16 protein-coding genes and 2 tRNA genes are annotated in these 16,530 nt (G+C 63.3%); 12 read left to right on the top strand and 6 right to left on the bottom strand.

Features of this window, described 5'->3' with window-relative positions; genetic code table 11:
- Nucleotides 1–54: 54 nt before the first annotated feature.
- Nucleotides 55–1,152 carry a tyrosine-type recombinase/integrase gene (locus HQ394_RS05075; protein ID WP_223291859.1) on the top strand — a complete coding sequence of 366 codons (1,098 nt, stop codon included), beginning with the start codon at nucleotides 55–57 and terminating at the stop codon, nucleotides 1,150–1,152.
- A 49-nt stretch (nucleotides 1,153–1,201) separates the two neighbouring features.
- Here the strand turns inward: HQ394_RS05075 and HQ394_RS05070 are convergent, their stop codons facing one another.
- The 3 genes from HQ394_RS05070 to HQ394_RS05060 all read right to left on the bottom strand — a co-directional run bounded on the left by HQ394_RS05070 (nucleotide 1,202) and on the right by HQ394_RS05060 (nucleotide 5,449).
- A complete protein-coding gene (locus tag HQ394_RS05070; RefSeq protein ID WP_190262363.1) occupies nucleotides 1,202–1,393 on the bottom strand; it encodes a hypothetical protein in 192 nt (63 codons plus the stop codon).
- Nucleotides 1,393–1,962, bottom strand: coding sequence for a tyrosine-type recombinase/integrase (locus tag HQ394_RS05065; protein WP_190262362.1), 570 nt, complete (start codon nucleotides 1,960–1,962; stop codon nucleotides 1,393–1,395). The genes HQ394_RS05070 and HQ394_RS05065 overlap by 1 nt, the downstream gene beginning before the upstream one ends.
- A gap of 100 nt (nucleotides 1,963–2,062) precedes the next feature.
- Entirely contained in the window at nucleotides 2,063–5,449 is a 3,387-nt protein-coding gene (locus tag HQ394_RS05060) for a tetratricopeptide repeat protein (RefSeq protein ID WP_223291858.1), read from the bottom strand.
- Between the two features lie 182 nt (nucleotides 5,450–5,631).
- Here HQ394_RS05060 and HQ394_RS05055 point away from each other — a divergent pair, with 182 nt between their 5' ends.
- Nucleotides 5,632–6,003, top strand: a complete 372-nt coding sequence (locus HQ394_RS05055) for a hypothetical protein (RefSeq protein ID WP_190262360.1) — start codon at nucleotides 5,632–5,634, stop codon at nucleotides 6,001–6,003.
- Nucleotides 6,004–6,190: 187 nt separating this feature from the next.
- Here HQ394_RS05055 and HQ394_RS05050 read toward each other — a convergent pair whose 3' ends face one another.
- Nucleotides 6,191–7,144: a hypothetical protein gene (locus HQ394_RS05050; protein ID WP_223291857.1), complete on the bottom strand. Its 954-nt coding sequence runs from the start codon at nucleotides 7,142–7,144 to the stop codon at nucleotides 6,191–6,193.
- Nucleotides 7,144–7,449: a hypothetical protein gene (locus HQ394_RS05045; protein ID WP_190262358.1), complete on the bottom strand. Its 306-nt coding sequence runs from the start codon at nucleotides 7,447–7,449 to the stop codon at nucleotides 7,144–7,146. Before HQ394_RS05045 ends, HQ394_RS05050 begins: the two co-directional genes overlap by 1 nt.
- A 543-nt stretch (nucleotides 7,450–7,992) precedes the next feature.
- Here HQ394_RS05045 and HQ394_RS05040 point away from each other — a divergent pair.
- The 8 genes from HQ394_RS05040 to HQ394_RS05010 all read left to right on the top strand — a co-directional run bounded on the left by HQ394_RS05040 (nucleotide 7,993) and on the right by HQ394_RS05010 (nucleotide 15,209).
- Nucleotides 7,993–8,352 (top strand): SpoIIAA family protein, encoded by a 360-nt coding sequence (locus HQ394_RS05040; protein WP_190262357.1) that lies wholly within the window; start codon nucleotides 7,993–7,995, stop codon nucleotides 8,350–8,352.
- A gap of 204 nt (nucleotides 8,353–8,556) precedes the next feature.
- A complete protein-coding gene (locus HQ394_RS05035; RefSeq protein ID WP_223291856.1) occupies nucleotides 8,557–8,799 on the top strand; it encodes a cation-transporting P-type ATPase in 243 nt (80 codons plus the stop codon).
- Entirely contained in the window at nucleotides 8,784–8,915 is a 132-nt protein-coding gene (locus HQ394_RS20400) for a hypothetical protein (RefSeq protein ID WP_263053769.1), read from the top strand. Before HQ394_RS05035 ends, HQ394_RS20400 begins: the two co-directional genes overlap by 16 nt.
- A gap of 25 nt (nucleotides 8,916–8,940) precedes the next feature.
- A complete protein-coding gene (locus HQ394_RS05030; RefSeq protein WP_190262356.1) occupies nucleotides 8,941–9,780 on the top strand; it encodes a polyphosphate kinase 2 family protein in 840 nt (279 codons plus the stop codon).
- A 21-nt stretch (nucleotides 9,781–9,801) separates the two neighbouring features.
- Nucleotides 9,802–11,040, top strand: coding sequence for an ArsB/NhaD family transporter (locus HQ394_RS05025; protein ID WP_190262355.1), 1,239 nt, complete (start codon nucleotides 9,802–9,804; stop codon nucleotides 11,038–11,040).
- A 241-nt stretch (nucleotides 11,041–11,281) separates the two neighbouring features.
- Nucleotides 11,282–13,246, top strand: a complete 1,965-nt coding sequence (locus HQ394_RS05020; RefSeq protein ID WP_190262354.1) for a putative bifunctional diguanylate cyclase/phosphodiesterase — start codon at nucleotides 11,282–11,284, stop codon at nucleotides 13,244–13,246.
- A gap of 192 nt (nucleotides 13,247–13,438) precedes the next feature.
- A complete protein-coding gene (locus HQ394_RS05015) occupies nucleotides 13,439–14,467 on the top strand; it encodes an ATP-binding protein (RefSeq protein ID WP_190262353.1) in 1,029 nt (342 codons plus the stop codon).
- 31 nt (nucleotides 14,468–14,498) lie between these two features.
- Nucleotides 14,499–15,209: an SEL1-like repeat protein gene (locus HQ394_RS05010; protein WP_190262352.1), complete on the top strand. Its 711-nt coding sequence runs from the start codon at nucleotides 14,499–14,501 to the stop codon at nucleotides 15,207–15,209.
- Here HQ394_RS05010 and rlmB read toward each other — a convergent pair.
- Nucleotides 15,206–16,054: a 23S rRNA (guanosine(2251)-2'-O)-methyltransferase RlmB gene (gene rlmB / locus HQ394_RS05005; RefSeq protein ID WP_190262351.1), complete on the bottom strand. Its 849-nt coding sequence runs from the start codon at nucleotides 16,052–16,054 to the stop codon at nucleotides 15,206–15,208. The genes HQ394_RS05010 and rlmB overlap by 4 nt on opposite strands.
- Before the next feature lie 170 nt (nucleotides 16,055–16,224).
- On the opposite strand from rlmB, the gene HQ394_RS05000 reads away from it, so the two are divergent.
- Together HQ394_RS05000 and HQ394_RS04995 are read left to right on the top strand one after the other, a co-directional pair.
- A tRNA-Tyr gene (locus HQ394_RS05000) sits at nucleotides 16,225–16,309 on the top strand.
- Between the two features lie 38 nt (nucleotides 16,310–16,347).
- A tRNA-Gly gene (locus HQ394_RS04995) sits at nucleotides 16,348–16,421 on the top strand.
- Nucleotides 16,422–16,530 lie beyond the last annotated feature (109 nt).

Raw genomic sequence — 16,530 nt, 5'->3', positions numbered from 1 at the left:
GGCACCCCTAATAACATCAACGGTTTAGAAAGGCGAAGTTGGCATTCTGTAGGCATGTCCACGCTCTTTTGCCGAAACGGTGTATGGCAGGTTCGGGTGTCTGTGAAGAACCAAGGCACCCGACGCTACATCTGGCGTTCCCTGCGAACCGCCGACAGGGGCGTTGCTGAGAAGGCCGCAGCCGAGTTTGCGATGGAGGTGATGTTCCATGAGCGCTACGGGCTGTCGCTGTTCCCGAAGCGGGTTGCCAGCGTCATCGACGAATGGTTGGCGGAGGAAGACCTCACACCTGCCATGCGAAAGGCCGCGACGAAATCTTTGCGGTATTGGAAGGAGTGGATCGGCGACAGGCTGGTCACCGAAGTAGGCGATCTGTCGGACTACCTTGCCTGGCGTCGGGGATACTGGAAGAGGCATTCACGTGTAGGGAAGCCCACCACCAAGGCGAACCCGGCTGATCGGACGCTTGTTCTGGAAGTGCAGACGATGCGGCGGGTGTTTGCGTTCGCGAGAAGGAGAGGGTGGCTTGCCATCGAACCGCAAATGCCTGTCATGAAAAAGATCAAGCGCAACCGGCGTCCTGCACTGACTCCGGAGGAACAGCAGCGGTTGAAGGGGATGCTGGAGAACGGCTGGGCGGATACACCGCACCGCTGGATGATCAAGGCGTTGATCTTGACGCTCTTGCTGTCGGGGATTCGCATCGGAGAAGCGAGGACGCTGAGGTGGTCTGACTTGGAACGAACGAAAATCGACGGCCCGAACAGCACGTTCCTGCTCAAGGTCAACGGCAAGACGGGTGAACGCGAGGTCGTAGCGTATCCAGAACTGATAACCATCCTGCTACACTACAAGGGGTATCTGTTGAGTAAGAAGTTGTGGCGGGGAGAAAGCAGCCGCCTATTTGCAGATTGCCGTGGTCAGCCTATCCGCGATGTTCGCGAAAGTTGGCACAATGTCTGCGAAAAAGCCGGAATCGGCCCGTTCGCCTTATATTGCTTGCGCCACACCTACATAACTAACCATATAAAATATTCAGAACACCCTGATGTGTTCTTGCTCGCACGCAATTGCGGAACAAGCGTCGAGATGATCGAGAAGTTTTATTCCGACGTTAGGACAAGGGATGCCGTCAAGCGACTCACGCAGTAGGCCCATCGCCTGACGCCTCAGCCGTGGCGAAGGTGTAGACAGCCGATGTCTACCGGCGGCCGCCCCAATGCCAGCCGATCATGACGGAGACGACGAGCACGGGAAGTCCGATGCGCCAAAACCGCCAGTGGCAGGCCATACCGAGAATGAGCGCGACCAGGAAGAGCGTATCGAGCCCGGCGTGTGCGGCGACGAAGGCGACAGCGTAGCCCACCCATCCCACCTTCGAGGCGGCAGTCATCACAGCAGTTCGACGGCCGCGACTTGCTGGTGCTCGCCGGCTTCGACGTAGGCCGCCGTTGTCTGGATGGAGGAATGCCCCATCAGCCGCTGAATGACCCGGATGCCGATGCCTTTGTCGGCAAGACGGGTGGCGAAGGTGCGACGGCCGCTGTGCGAACTTCCTCCCTTCACCCCGGCAGCTTCATACATCCGCTTGAGCAGCAAGGTGATGCCGTGTGCGGTGAANGCCACCCCCTTCTGGCTGACGAACAGCGGCCGTTCCGCATCGAGCCTGCGGATCGTGCCCAGGTACGCCTCCAGTTCCTTCCTTAGCCGCTTCGACACCGGCACCGACCGGGCTTCGCTGCCCTTGGTCTGTGACTTCGACAACGTGATGCGGTCGGCCACATTGCCGCTGCCATCGGTCACCGAGTCGATGGTCAAGGCGGCGATTTCGCAAGCCCGAAAGCCCGCCAGCAGCGACAGCATGAAGACCGCCCGGTTGCGTTCGGCATGCCGATCCTGGGTAATGACCGCCAGCACCCGTTTCGCATCGATCTCGTTCAGAACCTTCGCTTGCTTGGCCATCGTCGGCATCCGAAAATGTTAGAGAATATGCTCGTAATGATTGTATCATCACATTTCGGAAAAGCGAGCGAAATGAGATGGTTAGAGAAAATGTTGCCGCTCAAGGGGATAGGCGGAGAATGTTAGACTTGATACCTTGTCTATGATTCCGCCGTGATCCGGCTCCCGTCATGCGCAGCCGAGCAGCGGCACATCGATCTGACGTCAGCCGCCCAGCTTGGCGATTCGCGCCTCGAACCTGCCGCGATCTCGCGTGAACGCGGCATGGTCGGGTGCGAGCGTCACCAGCCGCTGCATACCCGAGGCCTCGGCCGTAGGCGACCAATGCGCCGTCGCGCTCGCCTTTCTGCGCCGCGACGAAGCCGACGCGCATGAGCGAAAGCGCGACATCATGCTGCCAGCCGGCATTGCCGGGGTCGGATGCTCCGAGGCGTTCGGCTATGGCCAGCGAGGCCTGGTAGCTCGCCAGCGCCTGGGCGAGGTCGCCCTGAGCCCGGAGCACGTCGCCGATCCTGTCATGCGAGACGGAGAGGTCGCGCTGCCAGCCGGCATTGCCGGGGTCGGATGCTCCGAGGCGTTCTCTGATGGCCAGCGAGGCCTGGTAGCTCGCCAGCGCCTGGGCGAGGTCGCCCTGTTCGACGAGCACGTCGCCGATCTTGTTATGCGAGACCGAGAGGTCGCGCTGCCAGCCGGCATTGCCGGGGTCGGATGCTCCGAGGCGTTCGGCTATGGCCAGCGAGGCCTGGTAGCTCGCCAGTGCCAGGGCGAGGTCGCCCTGTTCGACGAGCACGTCGCCGATCTTTCCATGCGAGATCGAGAGGTTGCGCTGCCAGCCGGCATTGCCGGGGTCGGCGTCGGCGAGGCGTTCTCTGATGGCCAGCGAGGCCTGGTAGCTGGCCAGCGCCTGGGCGAGGTCGCCCTGTTCGACGAGCACGTTGCCGATCTTCTCCTGCGCGATGGAGAGGTCGCGCTGCCAGCCGGCATTGCCGGGGTCGGCGGCGGCGAGGCGATCGGCTATGGCCAGCGAGGCCTGGTAGCTGGCCAGCGCCTGGGCGAGGTCGCCCTGCGCCCGGAGCACGTCGCCGATCTTGTTATGCGAGATCGAGAGGTCGCGCTGCCAGCCGGCATCGCCGGGGTCGGATGCTCCGAGGCGTTCGGCTATGGCCAGCGAGGCCTGGTAGCTCGCCAGCGCCTGGGCGAGGTCGCCCTGTTCGACGAGCACGTCGCCGATCCTGTCGTGCGAGACGGAGAGGTCGCGCTGCCAGCCGGCATTGCCCGGGTCGGCGTCGGCGAGGCGTTCGGCTATGGCCAGCGAGGCCTGGTACCTCGCCAGCGCCTGGGCGAGGTCGCCCTGAGCCCAGAGCACGTCGCCGATCTTGTTATGCGAGACCGAGAGGTTGTGCTGCCAGCCGGCATTGCCGGGGTCGGATGCTCCGAGGCGTTCGGCTATGGCCAGCGAGGCCTGGTAGCTCGCCAGCGCCTGGGCGAGGTCGCCCTGTTCGACGAGCACGTCGCCGATCCGGTCGTGCGAGACGCCGAGGCCGCGCTGCCAGCCGGCATTGCCGGGGTCGGCGGCGGCAAGGCGTGAGATAATCCCCTGCTTGGCTTGGTAGGCGTTCAGAGCGGCGGCTAAATCGCCCTGAGCCATCAGAACGTCGCCAATGCGCTCGTTGCTGATCCCAAGGTCATATTGCCAGCCGGCATTGCCGGGGTCGGCGGCGGCGAAACGTTCGAAGATCGCCAGACTTCGTTTGTAAAGCGGCAGAACCTCCGCAAGCGCCGCCCGCTCCATCAAATAGCTGGCCGCCGCATCCAGCAGCCAGGCCAGTTCACGGTTGTCCGTCGTCACCTGTGCTGCCACAGCGCGTACATGGGGGACAAGGCGTTCACAGACGGGCCAAGTGTTGAACTCGGGCTGAGGGAAAGCGACGCGCACCGCGCGCAACGCTGCAGCGGCCCAGGTCGGAGCCTCGGTCGCCAGTGCGTCACGGGTCGCAGCCTGAACGAGGCGATGAACCGAAAATGAGCGCCGGGCCGGATCGAAATCGATCAGCGAGAGCTGGGCCAGCGCGCCGATCGCGTCGTCCGTAGCACCCGGATCGGCCAGCAAATCGGCCAGCGCCTCGGGGTAGGACGACGACGGCTGCCGAAACAGATCCTCCGGAATGTCATCCGGGGCGAAGAACGCCGCGAGTGACAGAACGGCTCGCGCGCCTGGCGCCTCGCTGTCCGCCTCGTCCAGCGCCTGCTGGAAGGTAGCGAAAACGGCGCGATCGTACTCTGCATCGCGCGGCGCGTCGCTCATCCGTCGCCTCAGGTTCGCCAAGTAGCTGGCGGCAGTGACGTTTTGGCGGCTGCGCAGGTAGGCGGCCGCGTGCGACAAGGCGAGCGGTAGTCGCCCCAGCGCCTCGCTAATCTTCTCGGCGTCGGCCTCGTTCAAGTCTTCGCGGCCGCTCTCGCGCAGCAGGTAGCTGATCGCATCCGGCATCGGCCACTCTTCGATCTCGATCGCTCGCACCCTGCCGGGCCAGCCGCTGAGGCGGGTCGTCAGCAGAAAGTGCGCATTATTGCCTTGCGGCGCCCACTCCCGCAGGACACGCGCGTCGTCCACGTTGTCGAAAACCAGCAGCCACGGCTTCTCGAAGCCGCCATCGGCCAAGAACTGCAGCGTGTGCCGGGCCGCCTTCTCACGGTCCTGCGCCTGATCGAGGCCACGGATGAAGATGGCGCCGAGCTCCACCAGCGCCGTTTCAACACCCTCGAACCCTTCCGACATTTTCGGCTTCGCGGCGTTGAGCCACCAGACGCCGGCATAGCGATCCTGAAAGCGATGGGCGTATTCGCGGGCCAGCACCGACTTGCCGATGCCGCCCAGCCCATGCACCGCCGCCGGTTGCGTGACCGCCGCCGCCCCGCCGGATGTGAGAGCAGCATCGATGGCCGACAGTTCGGCTTCGCGTCCGGTGAAGCTCGGCGTTGGCCGGATGTCCTGGTGGACGATCGCCCGCGCCTCGCGCCAGTACGGCCCCACCGGTGAGCCGTCGGGCTTGTGCCGCCCCGGCTTGATCGCGGCCAAGACAATGTCGCGCACGAGGTCGCGGTCGTCGCGGATCGGCACCAGGTCCCAGTAGGCCAGCGCCGTCAGCAGCCCTGTTGGCACGCATTCGTCCACGCGCATGACGATCAGGCGTCCCTGCCGATTGAGCGGATCATGGGCGATCGTATTTTGCCATTCCGCTTCGCAGTGCGCGCTGGACAGGTAGTCGCCGGACAGCAGCGCTACGACTCGGGCGCCGGAGCCGAGAGCCCAATGCATCCGCTCCATGAAGTTGCGGTTGGCGAAATCCCACTGCTGCAGAACGACGCTCTTGCCGTCATCCTCCAGAATGCGCCCGATTTCGGCGGCGAATGCAGCATCCGCCCCAGCCCGGCTGATGAAGAAATCGACCTGCTGTTCCCCTGGACTCTCCAAGACGCGCCCTCTCACGACCTCGCATCCCCTCCGAGGATTGTACAGCCAATTTGTCCGACAAACACCCCGCTGGAACCCACCAGACGCCCGCACACTGCGAGAGCGGCAACAGAACGGCAACCTTAGAGGGAAACTGAGACCCCACCCAGCGGCCACCAGAACGCCCCGGTGGGGGAATGCGGACACTAAATAGGGATATGCGAGCCTGGGAACTTTATGAGACAGGCGGCGGCGGGGACACCGGAAGCGGTCGGAAACCCATCGTCAGCCTTCGCCACATCAACCAACTGAAGCGGCTGAAAGCGGCACGGCGAGCCGACGAGGAGCAACGCCAACGGCTGTGGTCGCTAATGTATGCCGATCCGAACACCGAGCAGCACAGCCTTGACGAGCGGGAGGTCGAGCTTGACGGTCGGGAGCAGGAACTACGGCTGCGTGAACTGCAAGCAGAGATCGGCGAAAGCATCGCCAAGGCCGAGGTCAGCCAACAGCGCAAAGACGACCTGTACCAGATGGCGATGCGAGAAATCGGTCGCCGCAGAAAGAAGGCTGGAGCAACTTCATCTTGACATCGACCCCAGAAGCAAAAAGCCGGGTCGGCGGCGTGTCAATGAAAAAAAGTGTAAATACACCAATAGTATAAACGAGCAATTCATCAATACAAGAATCGTTAGTAAATCGCCAGAATATACTAATAGTATTAGTTAGTATACCTAATGAACGAAATGATCAAAATTGTCCGTACGACAACATACTTCATAACCTACCCGTAACCCTGGTTTCCCGAATGCCGAGTAAAGATCGGCCAACCACCATTGCCGCCAGAATCGGATCTTCCAGAGGTCTTTTGTCGGCTACGAGCCGACCCTTCGCATCTCGTGGCACGTGATAGTGGAATGGAGTCTTCAATGGGTACCGTGCGAGAATGTTCAGAGACTCTTCGATCGTTCGGTTGGAACGAAGGCTGGTGATGTGAACGCCGCGTCGGATGGGTTTGTTTGGACAATTTTTGCCCCAGCGACCATGGCACCAGCGGCGGAACGCCCGATCATCGACTCCGTCCAACCCGACGACGAGATGCCCATGCAGAAGGAGCACGTGATCTTCCCATCCCCTCGTGTGGAAAGGCTGGATCAACACTTCATAGAAAGATCGCGTATCGCGAACGAGGCCTTCGTTCAACAGCGTCTCGATGGTTCCGGCATCCTTGCGCAGGTTTCTGGCGATGCTGTCGAGAACGTCCAGTTCCAGTGCCCCGACAATTTTTAGGGTGGGGAAACGCCGTTTTAGCGCTTGGATTTCGTTGCGAGCATATTTGATGGCCAGCCGTGTCCGCTCCAGCGGGAAGACGGGATAGCGTGCCGCATGGAGGTCAAAGGTGTAGGCATCGAATAGGATGGTGAGAAAGCGGATGTTCTGCCTCTGGTCGACTTCGGTCGGGTATCGGTCAAATAAGCGCTTCATAAGCAATGTTTGACCCTCGACGTACCGGTTGAAGCACTTGATGCAGAAGGGGGAGCTGCAACGTCGCCGGTCGGTGCCACAGTCGGCGAGGCGCCACCAAAGTTCCCTGCCATCGCAGTCATTCACAAGCGCTTCCCGAATGAGTCGCTGCTTGGCGTTGACCTTGGCACCCATCCTCTGGGCATCAGCCACCCTGTCCTGTTCGACGATGGCCTGCCGTAGCCGATAGAGTGCGTAACTTGTCATCACTCTTCCCCGAACTGCTTGCGGACGTAGGCGTCGTAGTCCGCCATCATCTGGGCTTCCAGGTCACGACGCTGCGCTGCCGTTAGCCAACGCAGGAAAAATTCATTGCCCGGCTCAAAGAGCTTGAGCCACGCGGGTTTGAAATCAGAATCGTTCATATCCGATTCCTCCGAAAAAAAAAAGTAAATACGGCGGTATTTATCTTTCGTTTGACCGCTGGAGAACGTCGGGTGAGCGACGCTGAATAAATACGGATGGGTCGGATTCCTCCGAACCGGCATATTAGGTAAGTATTTGAGAGGCAAGAGGTTTTCATCCCTTGCCTCTTTTTCTACCCTGACTGGCGTTGAATGCGTCGGGCATCGGAACCCGACCGACCGGCAGGACGTGATCGTGTCAGCGATTTGTCAGGCGGGGCGGACGGTACCGTTCGGGGTTTGTAGGCACCGCGTAGGCAAGGATATTATTCCGACACAGAACCGTTAAAAATCAATCGCTTATAGAAATCCGAAGGCAGTCCAGAAATGCCAGTTCATCGCCGCCAGTTCATCGCTGTAAGCCATGCAAACTCGATACACTCACGATCGCTCAGCGCCTCAGGCGTGGGGCCACGCGCGTTGGCCGCAATGTGTATGGCAGGTTCGTGGGCCGGTGAACAGGCAAGGCGATCGTGCCTTCGTTACTGCGCCGTCATGCAGGCGAGACGGCGCAGAAAGCTGGCGCGAAATGATAAGATGCGGCGGAAGTTACAAGCTAAAAGGCGGTTTGCCAGTGGTGCTGCATGCGCGAAAAAGAGGTGGCGCGGCGGACGCCATCCGGTATCGACCGCACCTTTATGGAGCCCGAGCATGTACGAGATAACCCCTGAAACGCGAGACCGGCTTGTTGTGATGAAGGCGATCGGCAGGCTGACAGCGACCGACTATGAGATTATACGCCCGCGGTTCGAGCAGTTGGCTGCCGCCGCGTCGGGACCGCTGCACGTGCTTCTCGACTGGAGCGAACTGACCGGCTGGAATGCGGAGGGCGAACGGGACGCTTTTGCCATGTGGGCGCAGGAGTGGTCCGACGTGGAGCGGATGGCCATCGTTTCCGGTGACAAGTTCATCGAGGATGGGCTGCAGATTGCGAAGGTGTTGTCAAAGACCACGGTCCGCCATTTTCAACTGGCCGACGCGGCCGAGGCGCGAGCCTGGCTGACTGTCTGAACAGGATTGCCACGATACCACCGACAAGGTGGGGAGAGCGGGGGCTTCCGGGGGAGTGGTCACGCTCGCCGGTGGGGATCGAGTTTCCCTGTTGAACGGCATTGGCGAGATGCGGCTGGAAATGTTCGCCTGGAGGTGCTTTCCTGTCCAAGAAGGGTATCCCAGCCCGCCAAATCGCCGACGTGCTGCCGAATTGTGGTGAGGGTGTCAGGGTCGCACAACGAGGGGCAGAAAGCGGTTGCGCAGGTTCTTGCGAAGCTGGATGTCACGCTGGAACGAGGTCTGACCAGCGCAGAAGCAGGAAAGCGCCTCGCCCAATACGGTTCCAATGCCATTGTCGAGAAGGAGAAAAGCCTCCTCTCCAAGGTCGTCGGCTACTTCACGGGGCCGATCGCCTACATGATCGAGGCGGCGGCGCTGGCGGTGCTCATGTGCGCTTTCGACTGATTACCGAGACGCTTGTCGACCACCGCACCGCCAGACGGCTGAAGAGCGCACAACTGGTGACGCAATCGCTGCAGCCGCACGTGCCGCCCGGTCTGGCACCGGACGAGGCGACGTAAGCGCACGAAGAATGGGAGGGCCCCTGTGGATTACCGCAAGAAGCTGATCGTAGAGCCAGGAACCAAGATCAAGCTCCGCGACATCGATCCCGCCTTCCACGGCAAGCACGCAACGCACGAGGCGGCGCTCACCGACCTGCAGAAGGAGGTAGCCCGGCTGACCCAGCTGCAATACCTGCTTTACGCCGAGAAGAAGCACGCGCTCCTCATCGTCTTGCAGGGGATCGACGCCGCCGGCAAGGATGGCACGTGCTGGCATGTGCTCACGGCGATGAACCCTCAAGGCACCACTGTCACCGGCTTCAAGCAGCCGAGCGAGGAAGAGCGGGCGCACGACTTCCTCTGGCGTATCAACCGCCACACCCCAGCGTTGGGGCAGGTGGGGGTGTTCAATCGCTCGCATTATGAAGACGTGCTGGTCGTTCGCGTCCACAAGCTGGTGCCGAGGGAGGTCTGGTCGAGACGCTACACGCAGATCAACGATTTCGAGACGCGACTCGTCGACCACGGGACGACGATCATCAAGTTCTTCCTCTATATCTCGCCCGAGGAGCAGCTGGAGCGCTTCCGGCAGCGGCTGGAGGATCCGCATCGGCAATGGAAGATCAGCGACGCCGACTACAAGGAGCGTGCCTACTGGGACCAGTACATCGCTGCGTACGAGGACATGCTGCAGAAGTGTTCCACGAGTTACGCTCCATGGTACGTCATCCCGTCGAATCATAAGTGGTTTCGCAACCTTGCCGTTTCGCGGATCATTGCCGATACGCTTGAAGATCTCGGCATGAAGATGCCGAAGCCGACGGTGGACCTGGAGACGATCCGCCAGCAGTACCACGCCGCTGCAACCACCGCGTCGATTTGAGACTGACGTCGAGGGACCCGGATGGATCTGACGCTTCTGATTTTCTTCATCGTCTATCTGGCGATGGGGCTCGGCCACCTGCCAGGCTTCAAGGTCGATCGTACCGGTGCTGCCCTGGTCGGTGCGTTGGCGATGCTGGGAGCCGGGCGGATCACGCCGCAGGCGGCCTGGGCATCGATCGATTACCCGACGATCGGCCTCCTGTTCGGCCTGATGGTGGTGTCCGCCGCCTTCGTCGTGTCCGGTTTCTACGCCTGGACGGCGGCACGGGTGGCGACCCTCGACGTCAAGCCGCCGACTCTGCTTGCAATTCTGATCGTCGTCGCCGGCAGCCTGTCGGCGCTGCTGACCAACGACGTCGTCGTCGTAGCGATGACGCCACTTCTCGTCGCGATCACCCTGTCGCGTGGGCTTAACCCGGTGCCGTTCCTCCTTGGCTTCTGCTTTGCCGCCAACACCGGCTCCGCCGGAACGATCATCGGCAGCCCGCAGAACATGATCGCAGCGCAAGGTCTTGGCCTGTCGTTCACCGGCTTCCTCCGCGTCGCCGGATGGCCCGCCCTGCTGTCGCTGCCGATCGTTTGGGCAGTCCTTGTCCTGCTGTATCGGGACCGCTGGGAGAAGCCCGCGTCCGCGGCCCCGGACACCGCAATCGTCGCTCAGGTCAGCGTTGACCATTGGGAAACCATCAAGGCGGCGCTGGTTACCCTCGTCGTCGTCGTCGCGTTCGTTGTCACCGACTGGCCGCNNGAGCTGATCGCGCTGTCCGCCGCCGCTCTGCTGCTGATCAACCGGCGGATCGCGTCGACCGACATGATGAAGCACGTCGACGGCAACCTGATCCTGTTGCTGATGGGTCTGTTCGTGGTCAACGCGGCGCTCGCCGCCACCAACCTGCCGCAGCATCTGCTTGCCGAGCTGCGGACTGCCGGCTTCGATCTGCAACAGCCACTGTGGCTATTCGCCGTCGCCTCGGNNTGTGCGAGTGACGCCGTCGGCAACAATCCGGCAGTGATGCTGCTTGTCCCGTCACTTGGCACCGGCGGACCGGTTGACGCGATGGGCGCGGCGCTCGCGCTCGGTACGGGCTTTTCGGGCAACCTGATCGTCTTCGGCAGCCTGGCCGGGATCATCGTCGTCGAGGCGGCGGCGAAACAGGGGGTGAAGATTTCGTTCGGTGAGTTCTGCCGTGCCGGCGTCCCGGTTACCGCCGCCTGCATGGTCGTCGCCGCCGTTTGGATTGCGTGCCTAGCCGCGTGAAGGAACCGCCCAACCGGGCGACGGGCAACCCGCCGAGAGTCAGGATGCGATGGCGCTGCAGGCGCCGGGGCTTGTTCCTGCAGATCGCCGCACGGCAGCAAGATCGACGCGCCCGCTTTCCCTCATTAAGGGTAAATCATGACATCAATACGGCTTTAAGGCGTTATTAAGGCCTCTGCATCATCCTCCGGTGCTATCGGGTTTGGCAGTGTCGCCGAACCCATCAGGCACGGATCGACGAATGCAGCACGCCGACAGCAGCATAACGCAGTACTCCGCGGCAGCGAACGTGCGACAGCCGCCGCCGTCCACTGGGCCACGCTTTTTCTATCTCCAGTTAGCCGCGGCGTTGCTGGTAACCTTCGGCCTGATCGGCTGGCTGCTGACGACACGGACAGCCGCCAACCCGGAAGGCGCGGCATCGCTCGCGATCGAGTTGGAGGTGATTGGCGCGGTCATTGCCAGCGTGTTCGTCGCCGCCGTATGGCTGAACCTTGCGATCACCGTTATCGGCTGGCGTCGCCGGACGGTGAGCAGCGAGGTGCGTGCCGGTCGCCTCGCCGAAGCCACCCTGGAAGGGATCCTCATTCACAACGAGCGGGCCATCATCGATGCCAACCGGGCGCTGGCTGATATGGTTGGTGTCGATGTGAGCGCGCTCATCGGTCGTCCCATGCTCGAGCTGTTTGCCAACGAACAGCGGGCGGCCGTGGATGAGATGAGCCGGGAGCAGGGAGCCGAGTTCATCGAAGCGTCGCTGCTGTGTGGTGGTGGGGCGGCGACACCGGTGGAACTGCGCAGCCGGACCCTGGAGTTCGAGGGTCAGCTGGCGATGATTACCGTGATCCGCGACGTCAGCGAACGAAAACGCGCAGCCGAGCGGATCCGTCACCTCGCCCACTACGATTCACTGACCGACCTGCCCAACCGAGTGCTGTTTTGGGACCGCCTGCATCAGGCACTGGCGATGGCCCGCCGCCACAATGAGCAGGTTGCCATTCTTTGCATCGACCTCGATCACTTCAAGGAAGTCAACGACACCCTCGGCCATGCGGCCGGCGACCGGCTGCTGAAGGAGGCGGCTCAGCGGCTGCGTGGCTCGTTGCGTGACAGTGATACGCTGGCGCGCCTCGGCGGCGATGAATTCGCCGTCATCATGAGCAATCTGCGCGAAGGTACTCTGGCCGCCGAGTGTGCGAAGCGTATCGTCGAAGCCCTCTCCGTGACTTTCGATCTCGATGGCAACGAGGCGGTGATCGGCGCCAGCGTCGGCATTGCGCTCAGCAATCCGGCAGAGGAGGACGATCCGGAAACGCTGCTTCGCTGCGCCGACCTGGCGCTCTACCGTGCGAAAACCGAGGGGCGGGGCGCATTTCGCTTCTTCGCCGAGGAGATGAATGTCCGGCTGCAGGCGCGCAAGCTGCTGGAAAGACAACTGCGGCACGCCATGATCGAGGGCCAGTTCGAGCTCTATTATCAGCCGCAGGTGGAGGCCGGTTCGTGGCGCATTCTCGGCGTGGAGGCGCTGATCCGTTGGCGGCATCCCGAACGCGGGCTGATCATGCCCTCAGAATTCGTTCCCCTCGCCGAGGAGACGGGGCTGATCGTACCCCTTGGCGAGTGGGTGCTGCGCACTGCCTGCAAGCAGGCACAGCCCTGGGGCGATTTGCGCCTGGCGGTGAACCTGTCGGCGACACAGTTCCGCCAACCCGGCCTCGAGGATGCCGTCGCCCGGGCGCTTGCCGAAAGTGGCTTCGACCCGCAGCGGTTGGAGGTCGAAGTGACGGAAACGATCCTGCTGCAGGACATTGAGGCCAGCCTCGACGCGTTGCGCAAAATCAAACGCCTCGGCGTTCGTATCGCCATGGATGATTTCGGCACCGGTTATTCAAGTCTCAGCTATCTGCGGACCTTCCCCTTCGACAAGATCAAGATCGATCGCTCATTCGTCCACGATCTGGGGCAGACAGAGGAAGCCAGCGCGATCGTGCGCGCCGTCGTGCAATTGGGGCGCAGCCTGGGTATCCGCACCAGTGCCGAAGGGGTGGAAACACGCACCCAGGCCGATATTCTGCTACTCGATGGCTGCGATGAGGTGCAGGGCTACCATTTCGGCTTGCCAATGTCCGTCGACGAGCTGGAGACCATGCTACTGCGCTCCGGTACGCAGCCGCTGTCGCTGCCACCCTCGATGACCGCCGCCTGAGCGGCGGCACCCGCGCGGCAACGACTGATGAGCCATCCCGAGCACGTCCTCGATGCCTCCTCCTCGCCCAACAGGCGTGGCCACGGATGCTTCCCGCTATGGGAGTTGACGCATGCCTGCGGCAGCATGCTACACTTTTGTGTGGAGTGGGGAGATAGCGTGAAAACGTATTAAAGGGGGAGTGCGCGGACAGTGAGGCCGCACGCCATACATTCGCCTGCCGACAGCCGCGAGGTCAGTCTGACCGACGACTTGTTCGTACCCAACGCTTGGCGCGAGCCGATGCACCGGGTCCTCGCCGGGGCCTGCGAACGCCGCTCGGCGATGCTGCTGGTCAGCGCCGAGGGCAGGGGCAAGTCGACGTTTCTCGCGTGTCTTGGCCCAGCCGCATCGGTTCTTGAGGTGCCCACCGAGGTATTCATCGTTGAGGCGCGGCAATCCACCGACTGGCTTGCAGCGGCTGCCGCCGCTTTTGACTTGGCGACTGCCGGGCTCGGCCGGCGCGATGGCCTGATCGCGGCCTTGCGCGCCGGTCTCAGCCAGCGCGCGGCAGGTGGGGCGCAGTTGATCATTGCGTTCGATGACGCGGACACGCTGCCGCGGCCGGCACTGGCGGAGATTGTGGCGTTCATCGCCGGTTGGCCTAGCAGCCAGGCACCGGCATTGATCCTTCTCACCGGAACCTCCGATCTGGCCGAGCAGATTGCCGAAGTGGCACCGCTGCGCGAGATGCAGCACTGGCCCCGGGTGTCGCTCGCGCCCTGGGACCTGGAGGACTTGACCGCCTACGTTCGCCATCGCCTCGCTCGGCAGCGCGGTGACGGCCATCGGTTCAGTCCCGAAGCCCTTATCCGCGTGCATGAACTGTCGGCCGGCGAACCGGAGACGGTCAGCCGGATGGTGATGACGGCGCTGTCCTTTGCTCGGGGCGCGAGCGAAACAACGATTTCCCACACCGCCATCGAGCACGTCGTCACGGCGCTCTACACCGACGCGCCTGTCGCTGACGCGTCGACGCCGCGACACGACCTCCGCCAGCGGGCGGGGGAGGTACGAAGAGGGAGGCGATCGCCCTGGTGCCGCCGTTGGGCGCACCGGAGCCTCCAGCTTATTCGATGGCGCGGTCCGGCCTTGCCGACAGTGCCGACGTTGTGCCGTTGTCCAGCGGACTGTTGCCCAGTGAAGCGTTGGCCGGTAGGCCACCACTCTTGCGCGCCGTAAGCGCGATGGCAGGCACCGATGCGTTCCCCCGATGGGAGCAGCACCCGGCCGACCGCCGGCACGGCGCCCGCGCCGGCTCCGGTTGGCGCTGGCGGCAATGGCAGGGCTGGTGCTGGTTGGTGGCGTCCTGGCGTACGGCTGGTGGGGCGGGGAGACCGACCAAGGCGGCATCGGCGTGGCGATGCCGGTGACCAGTTCATCGCCATTGACGGTGTCAGCGTCGGGTTTATCGCAGGGGCCGGGGCCGGCCGAAGGAACGGCCACGACCTTAGATCGCTCGGCGGCTCAGCCGTCGTGGGGCGGTCCAGTCGGCGCCACCGCTGGCCCCGGTGCGGACGGGGCAAAAATCAGCAGTGCACCCGGTTCGACGGCAGACGGCACCGGTGGCACCAACAGTGGCTCCAGCCTGCAGGACACGGCGGTGCTGATCGGCCGCGGCGACGCGTTGATGCTGCTCTCCGACGTCAGTGCGGCACGGCAGTTCTACCTCCTCGCTGCCCGCAGCGGTGATCCCATGGCACTGACCGCCGTTGCCGGCACCTACGATCCCCTCTTCCTGCAGGAAACCGGCGTGCGGGGTGCACGTGGTGACGCGCGCCAGGCAATCAGCTGGTATCGCGACGCCATCCGCCGCGGCGCCTCCCTTGCCCGGACACGGTTGGCGGCGCTGGTGGCCTACATGGTGGCAACGAAGGAGATAGGCGCGGACGAAGCCAATCAGCTGCTCAACAGCGACTCTTAAGCGGCGACAGGCGGGCGCGGNCGACTGACTTCATAGAGGGCGACGGCGGCAGCGGTGGCGAGGTTGAGGCTTTCCACCGCTGCGGAGATCGGGATGTGGACGATGTCGTCGCAGCTTTCCCGCACCAGTCGCCGCAAGCCGCTGTCCTCAGCACCGAGCACCAGGGCAAGACGGCCGTCGAGCCGCGCCGCGTCAATGGACGTGCTGCCGTCGCCGGCGAAACCAAGGCACCAGAAGCCGGCGTCCTGCAGTGTTCGCAGTGCCCGGGCGATGTTGACGACGCGCACCAGCGGCACGCGTTCGAGCGCGCCCGAGGCCGCCTTGGCGAGCGCGCTGGTGGCCGACGAAGCGTGGCGGTCCTGGACGACGACCCCCGTTGCGCCAAATGCCGCGGCAGCGCGCAGGACGGCGCCCACGTTGCGCGGATCGGTCGCCTGATCGAGGACGACGATGGAGGCCTGCGCCGGGTCGGCGGCTGCGATCAGCTCATCCAGATGGATGGATGGCAGCGGCGCCGCCAACACCGCCACTCCCTGATGCACCGCTCCCTCGGGCAGGGCAGCGGCGAGCGTACGCGCATCGACGAGAGTGGGGGCGAGGGCGCCGTCGGCGCGGCCGGCGAGCGCGGCAGCGACCCAAGGCGCATGCTCGGTGACGGTGAGGACCTGGCGGATCTGCCGCTGCGGATTGGCGATGAGGGCGAGTGCGGCGTGGCGGCCATAGACCCACTCGTCGCTGCCGGAAGCACCGGTGCCGGGTCGCGCCACCAGGTTCGCCGACCCGCGCTGGGGGCGTTGGGTGGGATTATGCTCGATTAGCTTACGCGGGGCCTTGCGTTGTCGCATCTTCGCCGTTAGGAACGAGGGGCCTTTTCGCATCGGGTTTCGGCCAGCCGTCGGCAGCGTGCCGCGACGGGACGAGGGACGGTTCGCTTGTTGCACGTTGACAATCGGCGGGAAAGGCAATATTTGCAAGCGCTCGTCCGGCCGGTTTACTGCCGCACGACTGGCGTACCGGAGGGGTGCCCGAGCGGCTAAAGGGGACGGGCTGTAAACCCGTTGGCTATGCCTACGTAGGTTCGAATCCTACCCCCTCCACCAGCTTTCCACGGTCGGTCGTCGTCATGCGGGCAGTCTGAGCGGGTGTAGCTTAGTGGTAAAGCAGGAGCCTTCCAAGCTTCAGACGAGGGTTCGATTCCCTTCACCCGCTCCAGTTCGATTCGCCGTGGACGCACGCTGCGTCGAGTGGCGAGGGTGTCCGGGAGCGATTCGGGGTGTGGGTACGGCGATCGGCAGCGAAACCCATCCGCCATTCGCGTCGT

The sequence above is a fragment of the Defluviicoccus vanus genome, from assembly GCF_014672695.1.
GTDB classification, from domain to species: Bacteria; Pseudomonadota; Alphaproteobacteria; order Rhodospirillales; family Defluviicoccaceae; genus Defluviicoccus; species Defluviicoccus vanus.
This window is presented reverse-complemented; position numbering and strand designations above follow the sequence as displayed.

Excerpts from the sequence above, each read along its gene's own strand:
- HQ394_RS05075 (WP_223291859.1), top strand. The coding sequence starts at position 55 with ATGTCCACGCTCTTTTGCCGAAACGGTGTATGGCAGGTTCGGGTGTCT.
- HQ394_RS05070 (WP_190262363.1), bottom strand. The coding sequence starts at position 1,393 with ATGACTGCCGCCTCGAAGGTGGGATGGGTGGGCTACGCTGTCGCCTTC.
- HQ394_RS05055 (WP_190262360.1), top strand. The coding sequence starts at position 5,632 with ATGCGAGCCTGGGAACTTTATGAGACAGGCGGCGGCGGGGACACCGGA.
- HQ394_RS05050 (WP_223291857.1), bottom strand. The coding sequence starts at position 7,144 with ATGACAAGTTACGCACTCTATCGGCTACGGCAGGCCATCGTCGAACAG.
- HQ394_RS05040 (WP_190262357.1), top strand. The coding sequence starts at position 7,993 with ATGTACGAGATAACCCCTGAAACGCGAGACCGGCTTGTTGTGATGAAG.
- HQ394_RS05020 (WP_190262354.1), top strand. The coding sequence starts at position 11,282 with ATGCAGCACGCCGACAGCAGCATAACGCAGTACTCCGCGGCAGCGAAC.
- HQ394_RS05010 (WP_190262352.1), top strand. The coding sequence starts at position 14,499 with ATGGGAGCAGCACCCGGCCGACCGCCGGCACGGCGCCCGCGCCGGCTC.